25 protein-coding genes are annotated in these 21,135 nt (G+C 30.2%); 7 read left to right on the top strand and 18 right to left on the bottom strand.

Translation table 11 applies throughout. The annotated features are described in order from the left end of the window. Window positions 1-18: 18 nt before the first annotated feature. The 11 genes from rimP to L8W68_RS02300 all read right to left on the bottom strand — a co-directional run bounded on the left by rimP (window position 19) and on the right by L8W68_RS02300 (window position 9,780). A complete protein-coding gene (rimP, locus tag L8W68_RS02345) occupies window positions 19-441 on the bottom strand; it encodes a ribosome maturation factor RimP (RefSeq protein WP_263674862.1) in 423 nt (140 codons plus the stop codon). After that, the gene (locus tag L8W68_RS02340) at window positions 431-1,144 is read right to left on the bottom strand and encodes an HIRAN domain-containing protein (protein ID WP_263674861.1); all 714 of its coding nucleotides are present in this window, start codon (window positions 1,142-1,144) and stop codon (window positions 431-433) included. Before L8W68_RS02340 ends, rimP begins: the two co-directional genes overlap by 11 nt. Beyond that, window positions 1,141-2,028, bottom strand: coding sequence for a HipA domain-containing protein (locus L8W68_RS02335; RefSeq protein WP_115644960.1), 888 nt, complete (start codon window positions 2,026-2,028; stop codon window positions 1,141-1,143). The genes L8W68_RS02340 and L8W68_RS02335 overlap by 4 nt, the downstream gene beginning before the upstream one ends. Next, window positions 2,021-2,380, bottom strand: a complete 360-nt coding sequence (gene rbfA / locus L8W68_RS02330; protein WP_115644958.1) for a 30S ribosome-binding factor RbfA — start codon at window positions 2,378-2,380, stop codon at window positions 2,021-2,023. The genes L8W68_RS02335 and rbfA overlap by 8 nt, the downstream gene beginning before the upstream one ends. Then, complete coding sequence (gene infB, locus L8W68_RS02325; RefSeq protein ID WP_263674860.1) at window positions 2,377-5,010, bottom strand: translation initiation factor IF-2; 2,634 nt, start codon at window positions 5,008-5,010, stop codon at window positions 2,377-2,379. Before infB ends, rbfA begins: the two co-directional genes overlap by 4 nt. After that, window positions 4,991-5,233 carry a hypothetical protein gene (locus L8W68_RS08240; protein WP_412175553.1) on the bottom strand — a complete coding sequence of 81 codons (243 nt, stop codon included), beginning with the start codon at window positions 5,231-5,233 and terminating at the stop codon, window positions 4,991-4,993. Before L8W68_RS08240 ends, infB begins: the two co-directional genes overlap by 20 nt. A gap of 48 nt (window positions 5,234-5,281) precedes the next feature. Further along, a complete protein-coding gene (gene thrB / locus L8W68_RS02320; protein WP_263674859.1) occupies window positions 5,282-6,160 on the bottom strand; it encodes a homoserine kinase in 879 nt (292 codons plus the stop codon). An 8-nt stretch (window positions 6,161-6,168) separates the two neighbouring features. Then, entirely contained in the window at window positions 6,169-6,573 is a 405-nt protein-coding gene (locus L8W68_RS02315) for a glycoprotease (protein WP_039642498.1), read from the bottom strand. Window positions 6,574-6,614: 41 nt separating this feature from the next. Beyond that, on the bottom strand, window positions 6,615-7,499 hold the full coding sequence (gene lpxC / locus L8W68_RS02310) for a UDP-3-O-acyl-N-acetylglucosamine deacetylase (protein ID WP_214099828.1): 885 nt from the start codon (window positions 7,497-7,499) through the stop codon (window positions 6,615-6,617). 2 nt (window positions 7,500-7,501) lie between these two features. Beyond that, the gene (locus L8W68_RS02305) at window positions 7,502-8,881 is read right to left on the bottom strand and encodes a M23 family metallopeptidase (RefSeq protein WP_263674858.1); all 1,380 of its coding nucleotides are present in this window, start codon (window positions 8,879-8,881) and stop codon (window positions 7,502-7,504) included. 71 nt (window positions 8,882-8,952) lie between these two features. Next, on the bottom strand, window positions 8,953-9,780 hold the full coding sequence (locus L8W68_RS02300) for a prephenate dehydrogenase (protein WP_263674857.1): 828 nt from the start codon (window positions 9,778-9,780) through the stop codon (window positions 8,953-8,955). Window positions 9,781-9,857: 77 nt separating this feature from the next. Here L8W68_RS02300 and bamA point away from each other — a divergent pair, with 77 nt between their 5' ends. The 7 genes from bamA to L8W68_RS02265 all read left to right on the top strand — a co-directional run bounded on the left by bamA (window position 9,858) and on the right by L8W68_RS02265 (window position 16,076). Then, entirely contained in the window at window positions 9,858-12,074 is a 2,217-nt protein-coding gene (bamA, locus tag L8W68_RS02295; protein WP_263674856.1) for an outer membrane protein assembly factor BamA, read from the top strand. A gap of 50 nt (window positions 12,075-12,124) precedes the next feature. Continuing rightward, window positions 12,125-12,967: an acetyl-CoA carboxylase, carboxyltransferase subunit beta gene (accD, locus tag L8W68_RS02290; protein ID WP_263674855.1), complete on the top strand. Its 843-nt coding sequence runs from the start codon at window positions 12,125-12,127 to the stop codon at window positions 12,965-12,967. A 3-nt stretch (window positions 12,968-12,970) separates the two neighbouring features. Next, entirely contained in the window at window positions 12,971-13,426 is a 456-nt protein-coding gene (locus L8W68_RS02285; RefSeq protein WP_263674854.1) for a 23S rRNA (pseudouridine(1915)-N(3))-methyltransferase RlmH, read from the top strand. An 8-nt stretch (window positions 13,427-13,434) separates the two neighbouring features. Continuing rightward, window positions 13,435-13,791 carry an RNA polymerase-binding protein DksA gene (gene dksA, locus L8W68_RS02280; protein ID WP_263674853.1) on the top strand — a complete coding sequence of 119 codons (357 nt, stop codon included), beginning with the start codon at window positions 13,435-13,437 and terminating at the stop codon, window positions 13,789-13,791. Continuing rightward, the gene (locus L8W68_RS02275) at window positions 13,788-14,771 is read left to right on the top strand and encodes a hypothetical protein (protein WP_263674852.1); all 984 of its coding nucleotides are present in this window, start codon (window positions 13,788-13,790) and stop codon (window positions 14,769-14,771) included. The genes dksA and L8W68_RS02275 overlap by 4 nt, the downstream gene beginning before the upstream one ends. Beyond that, on the top strand, window positions 14,768-15,694 hold the full coding sequence (locus L8W68_RS02270; RefSeq protein WP_263674851.1) for a tRNA dihydrouridine synthase: 927 nt from the start codon (window positions 14,768-14,770) through the stop codon (window positions 15,692-15,694). Before L8W68_RS02275 ends, L8W68_RS02270 begins: the two co-directional genes overlap by 4 nt. 61 nt (window positions 15,695-15,755) lie before the next feature. Continuing rightward, window positions 15,756-16,076, top strand: a complete 321-nt coding sequence (locus tag L8W68_RS02265) for a hypothetical protein (protein ID WP_263674850.1) — start codon at window positions 15,756-15,758, stop codon at window positions 16,074-16,076. Here L8W68_RS02265 and recO read toward each other — a convergent pair. Genes recO through L8W68_RS02230 form a run of 7 tightly spaced genes read right to left on the bottom strand, consistent with a single transcriptional unit; the run spans window position 16,060 to window position 21,130 of the window. Beyond that, the gene (recO, locus tag L8W68_RS02260) at window positions 16,060-16,674 is read right to left on the bottom strand and encodes a recombination protein RecO (protein ID WP_047207928.1); all 615 of its coding nucleotides are present in this window, start codon (window positions 16,672-16,674) and stop codon (window positions 16,060-16,062) included. The genes L8W68_RS02265 and recO overlap by 17 nt on opposite strands. A 1-nt stretch (window position 16,675) precedes the next feature. Continuing rightward, window positions 16,676-17,188 (bottom strand): cysteine hydrolase family protein, encoded by a 513-nt coding sequence (locus L8W68_RS02255; protein ID WP_263674849.1) that lies wholly within the window; start codon window positions 17,186-17,188, stop codon window positions 16,676-16,678. Continuing rightward, window positions 17,181-17,942, bottom strand: a complete 762-nt coding sequence (locus L8W68_RS02250) for an ATP-binding protein (RefSeq protein ID WP_263674848.1) — start codon at window positions 17,940-17,942, stop codon at window positions 17,181-17,183. Before L8W68_RS02250 ends, L8W68_RS02255 begins: the two co-directional genes overlap by 8 nt. After that, window positions 17,939-18,625, bottom strand: a complete 687-nt coding sequence (locus tag L8W68_RS02245) for a 5'-methylthioadenosine/adenosylhomocysteine nucleosidase (RefSeq protein WP_214135615.1) — start codon at window positions 18,623-18,625, stop codon at window positions 17,939-17,941. The genes L8W68_RS02250 and L8W68_RS02245 overlap by 4 nt, the downstream gene beginning before the upstream one ends. Next, complete coding sequence (fabD, locus tag L8W68_RS02240) at window positions 18,622-19,542, bottom strand: ACP S-malonyltransferase (protein WP_263674847.1); 921 nt, start codon at window positions 19,540-19,542, stop codon at window positions 18,622-18,624. The genes L8W68_RS02245 and fabD overlap by 4 nt, the downstream gene beginning before the upstream one ends. Continuing rightward, a complete protein-coding gene (locus L8W68_RS02235; protein ID WP_039617371.1) occupies window positions 19,542-20,126 on the bottom strand; it encodes an FKBP-type peptidyl-prolyl cis-trans isomerase in 585 nt (194 codons plus the stop codon). The genes fabD and L8W68_RS02235 overlap by 1 nt, the downstream gene beginning before the upstream one ends. Before the next feature lie 14 nt (window positions 20,127-20,140). Continuing rightward, a complete protein-coding gene (locus L8W68_RS02230; RefSeq protein WP_263674846.1) occupies window positions 20,141-21,130 on the bottom strand; it encodes a tetratricopeptide repeat protein in 990 nt (329 codons plus the stop codon). Window positions 21,131-21,135 lie beyond the last annotated feature (5 nt).

The following is a 21,135-nucleotide window of genomic DNA, read 5'->3' as shown; positions in this document are numbered from 1 at the left end:
TTAATATTTAACTTAAATTTACCATATAACAAAAGTTTTAGCTTTTCTTATGTCGCTAAAATTTATAGTAGTTTTTTCTTGAGTTTCTAAATTTTCTAAAGTGATATTTTCATCATCTACGGCGATGATTTTTGCTTCGATTTTTTCTTTTTCACTAGTTGTGATTTTTACAAGTTCGTTAATGCTTTTTGCAAAATGCTCAATTTTACTAAGTTTTCTTTCAAGCCCACAGCTTGATACTTCTAAAAAATACTCCCCGCCCACAGGTGGTTCTACATCAAAAATAGGCGATAAAATCTCACTAAGCCTAGCACAATCATCAAGATTTACTCCACCTTCTTTTTGCACATAAATTCTATAAATCTTTCTACCATTTTCACTTACTAGCTCATCATCATAAAAGCTAAGTCCTGCTTCTTTACAAAGTGCTTCAAGATTCATTTTGTTCCTTTTTTGTATAAAATGCTGTAAAATTTTTAGGCCATTTAGCTTCAAATCGACATAGAATTTGAAACTGAGTTGGCGCTTCCACATTTATTTTCTTAATAAAAAATTTTGAATTTTTATCATGTTTTAAAATAGATATTATATCTTTATTATAAATTCTTGGAATATATCCTAAAATTGCGATGGGGTCTTTAGTTCTTACCAAAATAGCATTTTTATCATATTCATTTTGGATATCTTTAACTAAATAAAGATTATCGCCTTGTTTTATTTGCTTTAAACATTTTTTATACTCAAATATACAATCAACACCGCATAAAAAGAATTCTATTACATATTTTTCGCGTTTTTGCGGTATTAGATACAAACCGATAGAATCAACAGCTCTAAAGCCATTATTTTTAGATAATTCTTCAAGTGGATTTTTATCATCTTTTAGATCCAACCATTCTTTGTATTCTTTATATTCTAATCTTGATTTTGAAAGCAATCTATTGGCAAATATTGAAAATAACTCTTGACTATAATAGCTTAATTTTACATCATTTAAATTTGTAAATAATTCAAACCCCTGTTCTTGTGCTTTATAAATATTTTCATCATAAACAAATTTATATTGCTCTTTTTCATAAGAAAGTTCTCCTATGAAATACCACTGCTTATTTTTTGATGATTTCCAGCATACTTTTAAAATCATGTATTTTCCCTTGCTAAATCACAAATGAATTTTTTATTTATATCTAACATTTCCAAGATAAATGATTTTTGAAATTCTCCTATAAAATTATTTGGAATTTTATTAATTATATTTTCACAAGTATTTTGATCAATAGATTTAATTTTCTCAATCCAATCTTTTGCAAAAATATTTATATTATAGGAACTTTTACTTAAAATAATTCTCAAGACATCTAAATTTTTTAAACGCTTACCATTATTATCGCTAAAAGCACTAGTTGATTTAAGACAATATGCTAAAACCTGTTGGTTTTTATCTCTAGTTTGAAGTTTTATTTTGGCTGCTTCTTCGCTAATTTTGGAAGCTACACCCGCTGCATGATCAAAACTTGGAGCCAAAGCATTTATTTTTGTTTCTTCATCAAAAACAATTCCCCAATTTTCATGATGTCTGTCTTGATTGCCAATAAAAACATCAAAAACCAAACATCCTATCATATTTTCTAAAATCGATGGATTTTCAAGAAAAATATTCAAAGACAAAACATTGTCTAAAGTATATGTTTTTGATTTATATTTTACATTTTCATCATACTCTTGTAATGTTTCACTTAAAAGCTCATTACCTAAAACTAGATTAGAAGTAGAGTTTAAAAAATTTTTACTAGCTACTCCATGTGATGTGTTTCCATTTTTATAAATAGCTAGTTCATATTCGGCACAGGGTAAATTTATAAGTTTTGCAAGCTCGCATGCAATCTTTTCACTACAATTTTCTAAAGTGTTTTCTCTACCTATTTTAAATAAATATTTCTTATCTTGAGTCCAAAACTTTTCCTTAGTTCCCAATGGTTCGATAAAATGTTTTGAGCTAAATTCTAGTATTTGATAAGAATTATTCATTTTTATCTTTTTTTATCTTTTCAAAAAGTGCATCCATATGATTTTGATACTCTAATCTATCATCAAATTTAAAGTGAAAATTCGGACATCTATACCACCCTTGCTCACTCATGCAATAATTTTGCAAAGCACGGGCGGCTTTTTTGAGTTGGTTGAGTATGATTTCTTGCTCTTGAGTATTAAAAAACATTTTATCTAAATACACAAAAGCATCATATCTGCCTTTTTTACACTCCACATCCACTACACACAAATTTTTTAAAGCTTCGTTGTCTAAATTTGCTAAAGCTTCTGGTATAAGTTCTTTTAAAATGCTTTCTGTGCGTAGTTTTTTGATTTCAGCTGGGTTCATAGACTTACTTGTTCCTCAACTTCTTTGTAACTTTCTATATAATCCCCCACTCTCATATCATTACAACCTTCTATGCCTACACCGCATTCATAGCCTTTTGCAACTTCTCTTACATCATCTTTAAAGCGTTTGAGTGAGCTTACATTACCTTCAAATACCACAACCCCATCTCTAATGAGCCTGATTTTTGCGCCACGATTGATCGTGCCTTCTGTTACCATACAACCTGCAATTTGTCCTAGTTTTGGCACATTGATCACTTGACGAATTTCAGCTTGACCAAGTTGTTCTTCAGAGATAATAGGACTCATCATACCACCTAGCAAGGCTTTTACATCATCAAGCAAGTTATAAATAACATTATAAGTTTTTATCTCTACGCCTTTATCTTTGGCACGCTCTTTGATCTCACCAGTTGGGCGTATATTAAAGCCTAAAACGATAGAGTTTTCACTAGCACTTGCAAGCTCTATATCGCTTTGAGTAATCCCACCTACGCCACTATGGATGATATTAACCTTAATCTCATCGTTTTTAAGTTTTTCTAAACTAGCCTTAATCGCTTCAAGTGAACCTTGCACATCTGCTTTTAAGATCACAGGAAGGGCTTTTAAATTGCCTTCTTTGATTTTTGCACCAAGCTCATCTATGCTTACTTTAGTGGATTTACTTAATTCTTTTTGGCGGTTGTATTCATGGCGTTTATTAGCGTATTCTCTTGCTTGTTTATCGCTATCTACAGCTATTAGCGTTTCTCCTGCATCAGCTACTTCACTAAGACCTATGATCACCCCACACTCACCTGGGCCTATTTCTTTTAAAGCTTTGCCTTGATCATCACTCATAGCACGCACTTTACCATAAGCTTCCCCTGCTACAACAGTATTTCCCACTCTTAAAGTACCATTTTGCACGATGATAGTAGCCACAGGACCTCTACCTTTTTGCACTGAAGATTCTATAATACTTGCTTTAGCATGAGCTTTTGGATTTGCTTTAAGCTCTAAAATATCAGCTTGTAACAATACAATTTCAAGTAAATCCTCTATACCATCACCCTTTTTAGCTGAAACTGGCACAAATTCATGGCTTCCGCCCCATTCTACTGGCATGATGTCCATTTCTGCTAGTTGGGTTTTTACCATGTCAGGATTTGCGTTTTCTTTATCCATTTTATTAATAGCGATGATGATAGGTACATTAGCTGCTTTTGCATGATTGATCGCTTCTTTAGTTTGTGGTTTTACCCCATCATCTGCAGCTACTACGATAATAACAATATCCGTTATACTAGCTCCCCTTGCACGCATAGCAGTAAATGCCTCATGGCCTGGAGTATCGATAAAAGTGATTTTTCTACCATTTTTTTCCACCATGTAAGCACCAACATGCTGAGTGATCCCACCTGCTTCGCCACTTGCAATGCGTGATTTTCTTATATAATCAAGCAAAGAAGTCTTACCATGATCCACATGCCCCATGATAGTGATAACCGGAGCTCTTTGGCTTAAATTTTCTTCTGTTTGGTTTTCATCATAATCTTTTACATAATCAAACTCATCAGCTTCATCGATGATATTAATCTCCACACCAAATTCAGCTGCAAGAATTTCTATAGCATCCTCATCTAAAAAGTCATTTTTAGTCGTCATCATACCAAGCATGAAAAGTTTAGAGATAACTTCTCCGGTGTTTTTACCAAGTTTTTCAGCAAATTCATACACACGAATTTCTTTAGGTATACTTACACTTGTGATCGCTTCACTTTCTTTTTTTTCTACCTTTTTAGGTGGCTTTTTACGACTTCTTCTTTGTATACCACCCTCGCCAAATGGATTGATAGAATTATTTAAAGATTGCTTTAAGATATTTGGTTGTTTTTTGTTTGCTGGTTGTGCTGGTTTGTTTTCTTTTACACTAAAATCAGGTAAAACTACCATATCATCATCTTCTAAAGAAATATCAGCAAAGTCTTTATCTCCTAAAAGATCCATTTTAGTAGTGCTTTCTTTTTTGCTTGCTACAGGATGATTTTTCTTTTCTTTTTTCTTTCTTTTTAAATTCTCATCTGAATTTGAAAAAATCATACTAAGGCTTAAACCTTGAGTAGTTTGCGTACTAAGTTTTTCTTCTTTGTTTATTTGAGTTTCTTTGCTTTCTTCTTTTTTCTTTTTAACGATGACCAAGCCTCTTCTTTTAGCTAAATTTAAATTAGAACCTAGCTTTTCATCAAGTTTAATTTCTTCTTTTTTTTCTTCTAATACTTCATTTTTTATAGGACTTTCAGGTTGTTTTTCTTCTTTTTTGATTTCATCTTTTTTTTCACTTACTGCTTTAGCAGGGCTTTTACTTTCTTTTTTAGTGGTAGTTTTTTTCTCTTCTTTCTTACTTTCTTCTTTTTTAGTAGTTTTTTTTGCTGTACTTTCTTTTTTAGGTTTGGCTACTTTTTTTACTACATCTAATATTTCACCAGATTGAACGTATTGATAAATCGCTTCTGCGATTTCAGAAGATACTTTTTTGTTAGGGGATTTAATATCTTCTAAGCCCATTTCATTGGCTTTTTCTATAATTTCTTTACTTGTATATCCTAACTCTTGAGCGATCTCGCTAATCTTTACATCTGCCATTAAAAAATATCTCCTTTAAATCCTGCTGATTTATATTACCATGAAAATTGCCTTTGCAAGCTCTCATAAAAGCCCTTTGCAATGTTTTTTCATCTTTATCAAAACATGAATTACAAATATATAAACTCCTGCCAAATTCCACTTTAGTGATAATTTGAGAATTTTTTATTTGAAATTGATGCAAACTTTGCTTTTTATAACGGCCTTTGCAAACAATGCACATTCTAATGGGTATATGATTTTTCAAAATTATATCTTTTTTTTGGAATTTTTAGCAAATTTTAAAGCCCTCATCATCAAATTCTAAAAGTTCAACTCTAAATTTAGCAAATTTATTTTTGATTTTTTCTTTGATTTTTTTGGCATCATCTTTATAAGCTAGAGTAAAAAAACTCGAACCTGATCCTGAAAGCGTACTCATGAGAGCATTATTATCTAAAGCTAGTTTTTGTACTTCAAAAAGTTCTGGCAAAAGTTTCATTCTTTGGTTTTGATGAAGTTTATCCAAACTTGCATATTTTAATAAATCATATTTTTTCTCTAAAAAACAAGCGGTTAAAAATGAAGCATGGCAAAGATTAAAAACACCGTCTTCTAGGTTGATTTTTTTAGCTAAAACTGCTCTTGATTTTTGAGTATTCATCGCTACATTTGGTATGGTTATAACAGCTTGTAAGTCTTTATCCACTTCTTTTTTTATAGCTAAAACTTTTTCATTATGAGTTAATGCACACACAAAACCCCCAAGTGCTGCTGGAGCTATGTTATCTGGATGGTTTTCATATTTTAAAGCTTCATTTAAAATGGTATTTTTATCCGCTTTAAACCCACTTAATTCATAAGCACAAGCAATAGCTCCAACTATCACAGCAGAAGAACTTCCCATGCCTCTAGCTAAAGGGATATTATTTTGAAAAATAAAGCGGAAATTATCTTTTTTACCGCTAAGTCTTTGATAAATTTCATAAAAAATATTGACAAAACTATTGTTTTTTTTAAGATAGATATTATTTTCACCTTCTCCGTGTATGCTAATGCTAAAAAATTTAGATTTTTCAACTATAGTTTGATTAAAATATTTTAAACTCAAACCCAAACAATCAAAACCAGGACCTAAATTTGCACTTGTAGCAGGAACTAAAATCTTCATTTTTTACCTTAATTAATCGCATCTAAAACATAAAAAGGTGTATTTTCTTTACTGAAATTTAAACCTTTTAAACTTTGGGGCATAAAAAAACTTCCCGCTTGTGTCTTTTCTAAAATAATTTCATCATCTTTTTTTACAAAACACAAATGCTTATTAGCGGCTATAGGAGCGTTATTATTTAGCTCAAAAGCACTAATAGCTTTTAAGGGTATATTTTTAACTATAGCTAAGGTTTTAAAAGAAACATAAGAAATTTTTATACCCATGTAAGAGCCTGGTCCATGCACATAAATAAGCTTTTCAAACTCATATTGTGAAAGTAAATCTTGCAATATTTTTGGCAAAACTTCACTAACTTTTAAATCATTCTCAATGGTTTTTATCAATACATCATTTTCATAAATACCAAGCATCAAAGGTTTTGCTATGGCATTTAAAAGTAAAGTAACCTTTTTTATGCAAAAACCTTTTCATAAACTTTATATGCACTTTTTTCTAAACTTACCACTTCATAGGCACTAGGATCTTTTAAAAGCTCTTTGGTTAAAAGATGATTAAGTTTGTGCGAACCCGCATAAGAAGTATAATCTCCAAAAACTCTACATCCAAGTAAGGTTAAATCCCCGATAGCATCTAAAATTTTATGGCGCACAAATTCATCTTTAAAACGCAAACCTTCAGGGTTTAAAATACGATTATCATCAATCACAACAGCGTTTTCTAAGCTTCCACCAAGACCTAAATTCATAGCTCTTAAAGCTTGAACATCCTTTAAAAATCCAAAGGTTCTTGCTCTTGCTATTTGCTCTATGTAGTTTTGTTTGCTAAATTCAAAACAATAATTTTGCTTACCTATAATAGGATTATCAAATTCGATTGTATAGTTTATAATAGGCATATCCGTAGGACTTAAACGTACGAATTTATTACCTTCTTTTACTTCTACACTTTTTTTAATCACTAAAATTTTTTTAGCCACATCAAGTTCTTTTATACCTGCTTCTTCAAGCATCATACAAAAGCCTATGCTACTACCATCCATTACAGGAGCTTCATTAGCATCTAAAACTATGCGCACATTGTCAATACCATAAGCATTAATCGCACTCATTAAATGCTCTATAGTAGAAACATAACCTCTATGATCACCTATTACAGTAGCCATTTGCGTATCGATGACATTTTCAGGCTTTGCTTCATAAGAAATTCCCAAATCACTTCTATAAAACACTATACCACTGCCAGCTTCTAATGGCTCTAATTTTATACTAATAGGCTCGCCCTTGTGCAAACCTATGCCAACACCTTTAACTTCTTTTGCTATTGTTGTTTGATTCATTTTTATTCACTCAAAATTCTTTTTTTGCTTGACTCTAATACATTATAGATATTTTCTTTTATCCATTTTGCATCTTGCCATTGCTCAGGACGCACTTCAACTCCTTGTACTAAAACACCAAAATGCACATGATCTCCAAGTGCTAAGCCTGTAGTGCCTGTAGTGCCTATAACATCACCTGCTCTAACCCTATCTCCTACATTTACATCCACATTAGTGCAGTGTCCATAAAGAGTATAAATACCAAAGCCATGATAGATAATAATATTTAATCCATAAATTCCATTTTCTTGCACAAATACCACTTCACCATCGTTATTACTAATGATAGGCGCTTCTTTTACGCTTGCTAAATCAAGCCCCATATGATAAGAGCTACTAAATGCTTGATTATTATAAGAATAAAACCTATGATCAGCATAATCAGCTACTTTTTGGCCATTTTTTAAAGGTTTGAAAAGATTAACTTTAAAATTATTAATCATAGTATCAGGAACTTTACTTGTAATATCATGAATAATAACTTCATTAGAAGCTCTTAAATCTTCATTCACAAATTTAAATTTTTCAAGTCTACTTAATTCTCTATCTTTTGGAGCATATTTTTGTGCTAAAAATTCGATCTTACCATCTAAAAATCTATCATTTACTTTTATATTAGATACACGGTATTTTTTATTAGTAAAATAATATCTAATTCTTTGTTTGTTTACATTACCTGCTTTATCTACTGCCACTACATAAGCTCTAAAGTGCTCATCAGTCGCCTCCCAAGGAATCAAAGCAGCATAATATCCTTCTTTCACATAAGGAGTTGCTTTAAAAATTTTATCTTTATCAGTTGTGATATAAACTTCTTGTAAATTCTCATCACTTGCTTTAAATACCACACTACCTACTCCGCCTTGTTCGATTTGATAAGAATTATCTAAAATTTCTACAAGTGGTTTTTTGGTATCAATGATAACTTTCACTTCTTTAAACGCTTGATTTCCTAAAAAGAAATTCCAAAAACTACTATCGCTTGCTTCTATTGCAAGTTTATATGAATCGACTTTTTCTTTATAAGCTGGTTTTGGTAATTTTAAATCAAAATGAATGCTTTTTTTATTGCCTTTAACATGCTCATTTACAAGTATTTCGCCATTTAGCTCATTTGCCTTAAATAAAGTAACTTTTATATCTTTTAAAGCACTTTCATCGCTTACTTCTATAGATATAGGATCTGTTAGATTACTATAAATTACATCTGATTTTGTTTGAATCAATGGAGGATTTTTTTCAAACAACTTTGTATTTAAAACAAACACCACAAAGGCTAAAAGTATTAAAAAAACTACAAAAATCCATTTTTTATTTGATCTTTTACGCGCAAAAACCATATTTTCACTTTCAATCTATTTTTTAAAAATATATTATTCTTTAGCAAATTAAGAGTAAATTATAAAAAATTTTATAGAATTTCTCTTAATTTATTTGCACTTTTAATCCAAGTTTCAAGCTCATTTATATCACATTTTTCTATCATTTTTTTACATTCTTGTAATTCTTTTTGAAATAAATCAATAGAATTTAATAAATTTTGTTTATTTTGCTCAAAAATACCACTCCACATTTGAGGGTTTGACTTAGCAATCCTGCACATATCTTTAAAAGAAGGGCCTCCTAGATGGGCTATATTTTTTTTATTTTCTTCTTTCATCACAAAATTTGCCAAAGAAAAACTGATCACATGCGGTAAGTGTGAAATGATAGAAGCATGATGATCATGTGAGATACTATCCATAAATACAAGCTTCATTCCTAAATCTGAAAAAATTTCTATGGCTCTTTTTTGGTGAATATGATCAGCATTTTGCACATCACACAAAACACAAACTGCATTTTTATATAAATCTTTTATAGCTGCATTTGGACCGCTATTTTCAGTTCCTGCCATAGGATGAGCTGCGATAAATTGACTTTTCAAATAAGAAGGTAAATTTTTAATAATTTCTTCTTTTGTACTTCCAAGCTCAATGATAGTACAATCTTTAGAAATACCTTGAAATTCTTTTAAGATTTTTACAATAGCTCTTACAGGAATAGCTAAAAAAATCACATCACATTTTTTCAACTCTTCAAAAGAAACAATCTTATCTATTAATTTTCGCTCTAGTGCAATTTGCTCAAATTCTTTGTTTATATCATACCCACAAACTAAATCTATTAATTTATTCTCTCTTAAGCTAAGGCCTAAAGATCCACCTATTAAGCCAAGTCCGACTATACCTACTTTCATAAATTTTCCTTAAAAAGCATTAGTTAAAAATATTTTGGTATTATAACGATTTTGTATATAAAAATTTAGGTAAAATGATGAAAAAATGGTTTGTTTTCTTTGCACTCTCAAGTTCTTTATGTGCAGCTACGATTAAAGATATCAAATTTGAAGGCTTATCACAACTTTCTAAAGAAAGTGCTATTGCTATTTCTAAATTAAAAATAGGGCAAAAAATTGATCCTGCTAGTATAGATACAGCAATTAAAAACCTTTTTGATAGAAATTATTTTAAAGATATAGTAGTAGAAGAAAAAAATGGGGTGCTAACTTTTAAAGTAATAGAAAAACCTTCCATTGGAAAAATAGATATTCAAGGTATAGCAAGTAACGATAGAAAACAAATAGAAAGCCTTGTTGGTTTAAAACCTGGAATTTTATATGATGAAAATTCAGCTAAAGATGCTGCTGAAAAAATCAAGCTTTTTTATCAAGCCAAAGGTTTTTATGACACTGTTGTAGAAATCAAAGATGAAAAATTAAGTAATTCAAGCTCATTGAAACTTACTTTTGTTGTAAATCGTGGAGAAAATATCATCATAGAAAAAGTGCATTTAAGCGGTGCAAAAAATTTAAGCTATTCAGATATTGAACCTGCAGTAGCAAATAAACAAAGAGAAGCTTTGGGTTGGATGTGGGGTTTTAATGATGGTAAGCTTAAAATCTTTGATTTAGCAAATGACAGCTCAAGAATTTCAGATGTATATTTAAAAGAAGGATATCTTGATGTGAGCGTATCTCCTGCTTTTTTAAATACTTACACAGATACTTATCAAGCTGATTTGACTTATTTTATCAACGAGGGTGAGGTTTATAAAGTTAAAGGGATTAAAATTTTTAATCCAATTTTTAGTGATGAAGAAAATGAAGCTTTAGCAAATGATTTAAAATTAAGTGTTGGAAAAATAGTTAATATAGAAAAACTAAGAGAAGATATAAAGACTATAGAAACTAAAACAGCAGATTTAGGCTATGCTTTTGTACAAGTTATACCTGATATACAAAAAGATAAAGAAAATCATGAAGCTATGATTATTTTTAAAGTCATACCAAATGAAAAAGTATATATAAGAGATGTCATCATCTCAGGTAACACCAAAACAGTTGATAGGGTTGTTCGTAGAGAACTTTATCTAACCGAAGGTAATCTTTATAATAGAACTGATTTAATGGACTCAAGAAATGCTCTAAGAAGAACTGCGTATTTTGAAAATGTAGATATTAAAGAACAAAGAGTAGATGATACGCATATTGATTTAATAGTAGAAGTCAAAGAAGCTTCAACTGGGGCTATCTCAGGTGGTATTGGTTATGGGACTAGTGATGGAATTTTACTTAGCGCTTCATTATCTGATGCAAATATCTTAGGTTCTGGTATGAAAGGAAGTGTAAGTATAGACAAAGGCGATGATACACTTTCAGGTAGAGTATCTTTAAGAAATCCTAGAGTAAATGATAGTGATTATTCTCTTGGAGGATCATTATATTCAGATCGTTTAGAATGGGATAGCTATGATGAGAGAAATTATGGTTTTGACATAAGCGTTGGTAAAACTTTAGGAAGATATACAAGCGTTGATTTAACTTATAATCTTGAGCAAAGTGATATTTATCATTTAAGTGATCGCTTGATTGCTCAAGGATATAAACTTGGAAAAACTTATAAAAGCTCCATTACACCTTCAATCGTATTTAACAATACAGATGATTATTATCTACCAAGATCAGGTTTTATCGCTTCAACCTCACTTGAATATGCAGGCTTAGGCGGAGATCAAGAATTTATAAGCTCTACTACTAAATTTAATTATTATCAAGGCTTGGAAGAGTTTATAGGCTGGGATTTGATTTATCGTTATAAAGCAAGTTTTTATAAGGTATGGGATCAAGGTTATTTACCTATCAATGAAAAATTATACCTTGGGGGTATAGGAACTATTAGAGGTTTTGATAGAAGAAGTGTAAGCCCTAAAAATGCGTGGGGTGATGAAACAGGTGGTACAGTGGCTTTTGCTAACTCTGTTGAACTTAGCTTTCCAATCTTTGATAGAATCAAACTAAGAGGAAGTGTATTTTTTGACTATGGTGCCATAGGTGAAAGTTCTTTAAGTCAAATTCAAAGGTGGAGTACAGGTGTTGGTTTTGAGTGGCTAACTCCACTAGGTGCTTTAAATTTAGTTTTTGCTAAACCATTTAACACTAATTCAAAAGATGATTTAAGTAAATTTGAGTTTATGTTGGGTGCAAGATTTTAAAAATACTAAAATCTTGCTATAATTTTGAAATTTTATTTTAGGTAGAGATAATGAATTTTTTAGATATTTTTTCTAGTATAAGACGCAAGCAAGCCACTCCAAGTGAAGCTCCAAATCACTGGGTAAAATGTAATTCTTGTCATGCGTTAATGTATTATAAAGAAATAGAAACTTGTTATAATGTTTGCCCTAAATGTAATTTTCATATGAGATTAAATCCTTTAAAACGCATCGAGTTACTTAGTGATGAAGGTACATTTGTAGAAATGGATAAAGACTTACATGCAATCGATCCGCTTAAATTTGTAGATAGTAAATCATATAAAAAAAGATTAGCAGAAAATGAAGAAAAAACAGGAAGAAAAAGTGCCATAATAAGTGGCGAATGTAATATAGATGGGATAAAAACTCAACTTGTTGTTTTTGATTTTTCTTTCATGGGTGGAAGTTTAGGCTCAGTAGAAGGTGAAAAAATTCTTAGAGCTATTGAAAGAGCAATTGAGAAAAAAACCCCTGTTGTTATAGTGAGTGCAAGTGGTGGAGCTAGGATGCAAGAAAGTACTTATTCTTTAATGCAAATGAGTAAAACAAGTGCAGCATTAAAACTGCTAGCAGAAGAAAAACTTCCTTATATTTCAGTATTAACTGATCCGACCATGGGTGGAGTGAGTGCATCTTTTGCTTGGCTTGGAGATATCATCTTAGCTGAACCTGGTGCCCTAGTAGGCTTTGCAGGAGCTAGGGTAATCAAACAAACCATAGGAGCTGATTTACCAGAAGGCTTTCAAAAAGCTGAATTTTTACTCGAGCATGGATTGATTGATGCGATTGTAGAAAGAAGTGATCATAAAAAATTTATAGCAGACTTTTTAAGATTTTTTTCTAAAAACTAAAAAATGCAAATCAATCTTTTAAGCATTCAAAAAAACAATAATGATGAATTTAGCAAGATAGATGAGCATTATATCAAGCTCATCAAAAAATTTTGCAGTTTTAATGATATATGTATTTTTAATAATAAAATCAATCAAGCACAAAACACTAATACCATAGAAGCAAAAAAATCTTATACAAATGCACTAAGTCCTTATAAAAAAGGTTTTTGTATAGCCTTAGATGAAAATGGTAAAGAGCTTACAAGTGTAGAATTTGCAAGATTATTACAAGATAAAAATGAAATTTCATTTTTTATAGGCGGTGCTTATGGCCTTGAAAAAGAATTCATCGCACAAATGCATACAAGCATAGCTCTTAGCAAAATGACTTTAGTGCATAAATTTGCCAAAACTATGCTTTTAGAGCAAATTTATCGTGCATTTTGCATTAATACAAATCACCCATATCACAAATAGGAGCGTTTATGCAAGAATTAAATCTTGAAGAATTTAAAAACATATTACTTCAAAGACAAAAAGAAATTTTACAAGAACTTCAGGGTAATATAAACAATATCCATAATCTACAAGATAGCGAACCTAGAGATGAGGTTGATTTGCAACAAATTGACAATAGCTCTCATATTGACTTTAAAATCAACGAAAATTTAAAAGCCGAGCTAGAAGAAATTAAACATTCATTAAGTAAAATAGATAACAATACTTATGGTATTTGTGAGTATTGTAAAGATGATATTCATCCTGAAAGACTTAAGGTAAAACCTCACGCAAAATACTGTATCAATTGCCGTGAAACCCTAGAAAAAAGGAAAGAGCTATGAAGATAAGATTATTTTTATTTGCAAGTTTAGTTTATCTTTTAATTGTTGCTGCCTTAGTTTATAATCTAAACTTAGGAAATTACACTTTCACAATTTCTACTTTTGAATTAAATTTGCCTATTAGTTTATGGGTTGTTTTGCCTGCTTTATTTTTAATGATATTGGCATTAGCACATATGAGTTTTTATGGTTTTTTAAAACATTTACAATATAAAAATCTAATTAAAGATAGTAAAAATTATGAAAATTTTATTATTGATATTTTTTTAAAAAAAGCAAGTAAGGTTAAATTTAAAACTCAAGAATTTCAAAATATAGCAAAAAACACTCAAGCTCTTTGTTTTAAAGAAAAAATTCAAAATCCTAAAATAGATGAAATTATTGATATTTTTGAGAACTTAGATAAAAAAGAATTTGTGGAATTAAAAAAATACAAGCTAGATCCAAACAATGAAATTTTTATTTTAAATGAAAAAAATCACTTTCAAAATGATAGCAATTATGCTTTTTCTTTTATTAAAAACAAAGATACCTTAGCTAATGAGTTAGAAATTTTTGCTTATAAAATGGTATTAGAAAATGCACCCTATAGTCAAATTAAAACGCTAAAAACTCAAAAAAACCAAGATGATATTTTATTACTTTTGAATAGATTTGATAAAGAAAACTTAGAATTAAATCATGCTGAAATCGAAGTTTTACTTAGTATGAATACCTTAGATGATAAGTCATATTTACGCTGTGCTAAAATACTTTGTAAAAAAATAGAACCTCAAGTATTAATTGCTTTATTTAAAAAGTTAAAAGATAATCATTCTCAGGCTTTAAGAGCTTATCTTTATACTTTGGCAGAATTTGGTATGTATGATGAATTGCTTAATGAATTAGGAAATGATCAAAATGAGCATAAAGACTTTAGACTCTTGCTCTTTTTAAGAGAACATAATAAAAAAATAGAACTTGAAAAATTAATACAATGATAGATTTTAGCAAAAAGTCTTTATTTTTAGCCCCTATGGCAGGTTTTTCAGACTTGCCTTTGAGAAATTTAGTTAAACAATTTGGGGCTGATGTAACCATTAGTGAAATGATAAGTTCTAATGCTTTAGTGTATGAGAGCTCAAAAACTCTTAAAATGCTAGAAAAAGCTGAACTTGAAAATCCTTACATAGTTCAAATTGCAGGCTCAGATGAAAGCATAATTCAAAAAGCGGTAGAAATATTAAATCGTTTTGATTTTATAGATGGAATTGATTTTAATTGCGGTTGTCCTGTAAATAAAGTTATAAAACAATGTGCAGGTAGCGCTCTTTTACAAGATCTTGATAAATTACAAAGAATTTTAGAACTTATCAAAAAAACAAGTAATAAAAAATTAACTAGTGTCAAAGTAAGATTGGGGTTTGATAAAAAAGATCCCATTGTTATTGCTAAAGCGTGTGAAAATGCTGGAGTAGATTTTATCAGTATGCATGGTCGCACTAGAAAACAAATGTATAGTGGAAATGCTGATTATGAAGCCATAGCTTTAGCCAAAGAAAATATCAAAATTCCTTTAGTAGCAAATGGTGATATTAGCACAGAAAATGCTAAAGAAGTATTTGAAATTACAAATTGTGATGCTTTGATGATAGGGCGTGCAAGCATAGGAAAACCTTGGATATTTTATGAGATAAAAACTGGCAAAAAAATCGAAAAAGCTATGAAAAATAAAATCATTTTCGCACATTTTGAAGAAATGTTAAAGCATTATAAAGAACAAGGTATAAGCATCTTTAGAAAACACTTACATGAATATTCTAAAGGTTATGAAGATGCATCTAATTTTAGAGATTATGTTAATCGTATTAATGATGCAGATATTATGCGAAAATATATTCAAGAATTTTTCAATAAGGAATGATTTTTGCTTGTAAATTTCTAAGCAATATGAATGAAGAGATACCATAAAACAAGGAAGGTTCATGGCAGCTCATATCAATTCAAAAGGGATTTACAAAGCATTAGGTGGCATTAGAACAAGTGCAAACAATTTAGCAGCACATGCTTCAAAGCTTAACAATCAAAGTTTAAATTTCGAGCAAGTTTTACAACAAACACAACCAAAATGTATAAGCACTTGCCTACAAAGCTCTCAAAAACAACTTGGAAATTTGCTTGAAGATATTAAAAATAGCAAGGAAGCTATTATAAAAAATACACATATTGATAATGCAAATATCATCGCAAAATTAAGACAAGAGGCTATTATGATGTATGATATTACCCTTAAAAACCCTCTTTAATGATTTTATATAAATTATCAATATATTCATCGCTAAAATGCGATGAATTAAAATTTTCATAAAACTTTGCAAGATCTTCAGCTTTAAACTCATAGCCAAAAGCACATTTTTTATGTGCAGGTAAAAAAGCTCTTACTAGCACAACGTTTTTTTGTATATATTCATCACAATAAAAACACACAAAGCTTTTATGCAAACGTCCTTCAAAACTTAAAATCTTTAAGTAAGCATCCACAATCACACGCTTGCAATCTTGTTTTTCAAAACGTTTAGCACAATCTTCTAAAAGCTCAAAATAAAAACTATCAATCTCCTCAACATCTTTTAAATGCCAATAAAAAAGCCTAATAAACTCTTGCCAAAAAAACATTCTCTCTCTGTCTAAAATCCAAGAAAAACCAATATGCAAAACATCTTTTAAGCGTGGTAAAAACCTAGAACTTTCTTCAAGCTCAAAATCAATCTTATATCCACTTAAAATATTAGAATGTCTCATTCCGTAAAATCTATAACTTTTAATAATTCTTTTAGCACTTAAAAGATAAACGATTAAGTCCTCATCTTTTACGCTCTGAGTGTGTAAGATAAAACCTTGCATTTTATAAAAGTTCTACGCCATAAGCTTGCAAAATTTCATAAGCACTATTTTCTAAAGACTTACTAAAGCTTGCTGTTGCATTTTTATGCAATATAATTTTTGAGTTGATACTAGCGCTTTGAGCTAAAATAATATTACTAAATACACAAATATGTGAAACCAAACCACAAAATTCTATACTTTCATAATGATTTTGTTTTAAAAAATTAGCCAATTCTAAACTACCAAAAGCATTCTTATAAAAGATTTTTTTTGCATTTTTTAAATACATATCAAAATCACTTGGCATTTGCCAACCCAAAGTATCTTTAATGCAATGATAAATAGGTAATTTTTTTCCTTCTTGAGTTTTTAAATAATTTTCATCATGCGTATCAAAAGTAAAAACAATATCACCTTGATGATTTTTTAAAAGAGTAAGAATATTATCTTTTATCTTGGTAGCTTTTTCAAAACCTAAGCTACCATCGATAAAATCATTTTGATAATCAACGACGACTAAAAGTTTAGTCATTATCCTTAACCATGAAAAAACTATCCGTGTGGATATTTTCAAATGCAATTTTTAAGCTTGTAAATAATTTTGGATTTTCTTTTTCTAAATTTGCTAAAAGCTGTTTAGCTTCTTCTCTAGCATGAGGAAATTTTACATTTTTTTCACTTAATTTCATACCAGGACAAAATTCATTACCAATAACTTCTAATTCATTATTAATAGCATTTTCTCTTAGTTGTCTTTCTCTTACAAAAATCAAAGGTCGAATAACCTCTACACCTCTTTTACTTTTATATTTTGGAGCTAAACTTCTAAGAGCACCATTATAAATAAAATTCATAAAAAAACTTTCCACTGCATCGTCTAAATGATGAGCTATAGCTAGTTTATTAAAACTATTTTCCAAAGCATAAGTATATAAAGCTCCGCGTCTCATTCTTGAAAAATAGCTACAAAAGCTTGAATTTTTTCTAATAGTATCACCTGAAATTTCATAAATATTAGAATCAATCACTTCATGGTCAATACCATGTTCTTTGCAGTGATTATGAAGTTTGGTATAATCTTCACCCATACCATAGCTTAAAGTTACTGCTTTAAGTTCAAATTTAAAAGGTGCATGTGCTTGCATGCGCTTTAAAAGATGAGCTAGAGCTAGAGAATCTTTCCCGCCACTAAGTCCTAATAAAACCTTGTCATTATCTCCTATTAAGGAAAATTTAGCATTTGCTTTTGCAACTTCTCTGATTAATTTTTTGCTTAGATTTATCATAATTTCTCACAAATTTTTAAGACAAAATTAGCTGAAATTTTAGCAGATTTTTCCACAAACTCATCAAAGTCAAATTCAGCCTTTTCACCTGCTTTATCGCTCATTGATCTTAAAATCAAACATGGAATTTTTAAAGCATCACACACTAAAGCTACACTAGCTCCTTCCATTTCGCAAGCATCTGCATTGAAAATCTCTCTAATTTTTGCTTTTTTATTCTCATCACAAATAAACTCATCGCCTGTAGCGATAATACCTGATTGTAATTTAACACCAAGTTCTTTAGCAACCTCTATGGCAAGATTATTAAGCTTATCATCTGTTTTTATAAAAATTTCATTGCCTGGAACATAACCAAGTGGATGACCAAAAGCTGTAATATCTAAATCATATTGAGCTAACTTTGTAGCATAGATTAAATCCCCTATTTCTAAACTAGGATTAAAAGCACCGGCTACACCTGTAAAGAGTAAAAGCTCGGCTTTAAATTTTTCTATCATAATAGCCGCACTAAGAGTGGAATTGACTTTCCCTATCTTAGAATAAGCGATTATTAATTCATGATTTTTATATTTTGCAAGATAATAAGTATTATTTGCATATTCTATTGTTTGATATTCTTTTAATGTTTCTAGTAAAGGAGTAACCTCTTCAGGCATAGCTCCTAAAATAGCTATTTTCATTTAATTACCTTTAAAATTTCATCAATGTCTTCTATTTTACTTAAAGTATAAGTTTCTTTTTGAGTGATTTTTTTATTTAAACCCTTTAATACACTTGCACCAAATTCTATGTAAAAATCTACTTCTTCATCTATTGCCTTAATGCTTTGTTTATAAAGAACAGGCTTGATGAGTTGCTCGCTTAAAAGCGTTAGAGCTTGATTTTTATCATTATACACTTTTGCATTGACATTTGATACTACGCTTTTAAAACTCTCTTTTAAAATAGGTTCTAATTCTTTTGTAAGTTTCAAAGACGCATTTTTTAATAATGGACAATGGCTTGCAACACTCATGTTCAAAAGCATAGCTCTTTTAGCTCCTGCATTTTTAAACTCACTCTCATAAGAAGCCAAATCAGGTTTTAAACCTGCTACTACAATTTGCCCATCACAATTATAATTAGCCGCAAAAATACTTTTTTGTTCACTTAATGCCTTTTGACAAAGTTCTTCTGCCACTTTATCTTCAAGTCCTAAAATCACCATCATACCAGCTTCGATTTTAGAGCAATCTTCTTGCATAAACTTACCGCGTTTATTAACAAGTGCTATTACATCTAAAAAGTCAAATGCATCTTGGGTTGCTAAAGCGCTAAATTCTCCTAATGAATGACCCAAGCTATACTTAGCTTCTATATCAACTTGCTCTTTTAAAGCTTCATAGGCCATTAGCGAGTTTAGCACTATAGCCATTTGCGTAAATTCGCTTTTGTTTAAATTTTCATTTTCTTTAAAAAGCAAATTTTTAAAATCAATTTTACAAAAATCACTAGCATTATCTAATAATTCTTTTGCTTTTTTAGAATTATCATAAAAACTCAAACCCATGCCAACACTCTGAGAGCCTTGACCTGGGAAAATAAATGCACTATTCATTAATGACCACCGCAGCAGCCACCGCCACCATGCCCATGGCCTCCACAACATCCGCCACCGCCATGTCCGTGATGATGATCATGGTGATGTCCTCCACCACCACATCCACAACTTCTACTGCCTGCAATAATTCCTGTTAAAATTTCATCTTCACTTGCAGCTCTAACATCTACGATATTGATTGAAAACAACAAGTCTTTTCCCGCATAAGCATGATTGTAATCAATAGTAACTTCATTTTCAGTAATTTCTCTAACAATTACTCTTACTGTATTGCCATCTTCACCTTCACCAAAAAGCTCCATACCAACTTGTAAATCAATCCCCGCAAACTGCTCTTTTGGTAAAGTTTGCAAAGCATTTGCATCATATTCACCTAAAGCATTTTCTTTTTTTATTACAATATCAGCATTACATGGGGCATTAAGCTTTTGAATTTCTTCTTCTAATCCTTCTAAAATTTGACCTTTGCCCAAAATAAAAGAAATAGGTTCAGCATAAATATTTGATTCTAAAACTTCATTAGTATTTGCATCTTTTAACTCATAAAACATTGAAACTACACTATTTTTTTCTATAGCCATTTTTCTCTCCTTTGTTATTTTCTATCTGGTGAAACTTTTGCTTCAGGACTATCAGGGTAAGCTGTTTTTAAAGCTTTATAAAATTTATTAGCACTTTTTGGATCTCCAACCTTATCTAAGCTAATAGCTGTATGATAAAGCAATTTTGGCACATAATCGCCTTTAGTGCTTATAGCAGAGCTTTTCTTATAAAATCCCAAAGCACCTGCGTAATCTTGCTGTTTATATCTTATCTCTCCAAGCCAAAAAGTAGATCTAGCAGGTTTATAGTGAATACTAATTAGATGTTCAAATTTTTCTTTTGCATCTTCAAATTGATTTTTATTAGTTTCATCAATTGCTTTTTTCAAAATTTCACTAGATTGTAATTTTTTCCAACTATCATCTTTTACTTCAATCACTTCATCTTGAGTTTCATTTGCATCTTGAATGATTTCTTGGGTTTTATTATCATCACTTACAATAGGAATGACAGGGGCAACTTTTGTCTGATTTTGCACTCTAGCTATTTCAGATTGAAAGAAAGTTATAGTTTTATTCATATCTTCTTTTGAGATATAATCATCATTGATCTTGTTGATTAAAGTTGTAATTTCACCTAAAACCTTTTGAATTTCTTGATGATTTTTTTCTTGAATTTGTCTATTTTCTTCAACATAAGCTCTTAAATTTTGAATTTCTTGAGTAATATTTGCATCAAAATTTTGATAATTTTCTTCCAACGAAAGCAATTTTGTGTTAGCTTTTGAATATTGAGCATTTAAGCCTTCAGTTACACTTTGCAAGCCTTCTATGTTTTCTATGGCTGTATTTATTTTACTTGTTAAATTTGTATAATATTCATTTAAAGCTTTTAAGCGTTCTTGATTTTCATATTGTAATTTTTCATTTTGAGTTAAACCATAAGGTGTTTTTGTATCTACTTTTCCTGCATCAAATGCTGAAATTTCAGCGTGTAAAAAAGTAGCTCCTAAAAGAGCTACTGATAATAATTTTAATTTCATTTATT

The sequence above is a fragment of the Campylobacter sp. FU_497 genome (genome assembly GCF_025772425.1).
Classification (GTDB): domain Bacteria; phylum Campylobacterota; class Campylobacteria; order Campylobacterales; family Campylobacteraceae; genus Campylobacter_D; species Campylobacter_D lari_C.
Note: the sequence above shows the minus strand (reverse complement) of the source record. Positions and strands in the feature narration are given on the sequence as shown.

Excerpts from the sequence above, each read along its gene's own strand:
- L8W68_RS02300 (WP_263674857.1), bottom strand. The coding sequence starts at position 9,780 with ATGAAAGTAGGTATAGTCGGACTTGGCTTAATAGGTGGATCTTTAGGC.
- L8W68_RS02285 (WP_263674854.1), top strand. The coding sequence starts at position 12,971 with ATGCAAATCAATCTTTTAAGCATTCAAAAAAACAATAATGATGAATTT.
- recO (WP_047207928.1), bottom strand. The coding sequence starts at position 16,674 with ATGCAAGGTTTTATCTTACACACTCAGAGCGTAAAAGATGAGGACTTA.
- L8W68_RS02230 (WP_263674846.1), bottom strand. The coding sequence starts at position 21,130 with ATGAAATTAAAATTATTATCAGTAGCTCTTTTAGGAGCTACTTTTTTA.
- L8W68_RS02235 (WP_039617371.1), bottom strand. The coding sequence starts at position 20,126 with ATGGCTATAGAAAAAAATAGTGTAGTTTCAATGTTTTATGAGTTAAAA.
- bamA (WP_263674856.1), top strand. The coding sequence starts at position 9,858 with ATGAAAAAATGGTTTGTTTTCTTTGCACTCTCAAGTTCTTTATGTGCA.
- L8W68_RS02275 (WP_263674852.1), top strand. The coding sequence starts at position 13,788 with ATGAAGATAAGATTATTTTTATTTGCAAGTTTAGTTTATCTTTTAATT.
- L8W68_RS02255 (WP_263674849.1), bottom strand. The coding sequence starts at position 17,188 with ATGACTAAACTTTTAGTCGTCGTTGATTATCAAAATGATTTTATCGAT.
- L8W68_RS02265 (WP_263674850.1), top strand. The coding sequence starts at position 15,756 with ATGGCAGCTCATATCAATTCAAAAGGGATTTACAAAGCATTAGGTGGC.
- L8W68_RS02335 (WP_115644960.1), bottom strand. The coding sequence starts at position 2,028 with ATGAATAATTCTTATCAAATACTAGAATTTAGCTCAAAACATTTTATC.
- thrB (WP_263674859.1), bottom strand. The coding sequence starts at position 6,160 with ATGAAGATTTTAGTTCCTGCTACAAGTGCAAATTTAGGTCCTGGTTTT.
- dksA (WP_263674853.1), top strand. The coding sequence starts at position 13,435 with ATGCAAGAATTAAATCTTGAAGAATTTAAAAACATATTACTTCAAAGA.
- lpxC (WP_214099828.1), bottom strand. The coding sequence starts at position 7,499 with ATGAATCAAACAACAATAGCAAAAGAAGTTAAAGGTGTTGGCATAGGT.
- L8W68_RS02305 (WP_263674858.1), bottom strand. The coding sequence starts at position 8,881 with ATGGTTTTTGCGCGTAAAAGATCAAATAAAAAATGGATTTTTGTAGTT.
- L8W68_RS08240 (WP_412175553.1), bottom strand. The coding sequence starts at position 5,233 with ATGTGCATTGTTTGCAAAGGCCGTTATAAAAAGCAAAGTTTGCATCAA.
- L8W68_RS02340 (WP_263674861.1), bottom strand. The coding sequence starts at position 1,144 with ATGATTTTAAAAGTATGCTGGAAATCATCAAAAAATAAGCAGTGGTAT.
- L8W68_RS02250 (WP_263674848.1), bottom strand. The coding sequence starts at position 17,942 with ATGATAAATCTAAGCAAAAAATTAATCAGAGAAGTTGCAAAAGCAAAT.
- fabD (WP_263674847.1), bottom strand. The coding sequence starts at position 19,542 with ATGAATAGTGCATTTATTTTCCCAGGTCAAGGCTCTCAGAGTGTTGGC.
- L8W68_RS02315 (WP_039642498.1), bottom strand. The coding sequence starts at position 6,573 with ATGCTTGGTATTTATGAAAATGATGTATTGATAAAAACCATTGAGAAT.
- accD (WP_263674855.1), top strand. The coding sequence starts at position 12,125 with ATGAATTTTTTAGATATTTTTTCTAGTATAAGACGCAAGCAAGCCACT.
- L8W68_RS02245 (WP_214135615.1), bottom strand. The coding sequence starts at position 18,625 with ATGAAAATAGCTATTTTAGGAGCTATGCCTGAAGAGGTTACTCCTTTA.
- rimP (WP_263674862.1), bottom strand. The coding sequence starts at position 441 with ATGAATCTTGAAGCACTTTGTAAAGAAGCAGGACTTAGCTTTTATGAT.
- infB (WP_263674860.1), bottom strand. The coding sequence starts at position 5,010 with ATGGCAGATGTAAAGATTAGCGAGATCGCTCAAGAGTTAGGATATACA.
- L8W68_RS02270 (WP_263674851.1), top strand. The coding sequence starts at position 14,768 with ATGATAGATTTTAGCAAAAAGTCTTTATTTTTAGCCCCTATGGCAGGT.
- rbfA (WP_115644958.1), bottom strand. The coding sequence starts at position 2,380 with ATGAACCCAGCTGAAATCAAAAAACTACGCACAGAAAGCATTTTAAAA.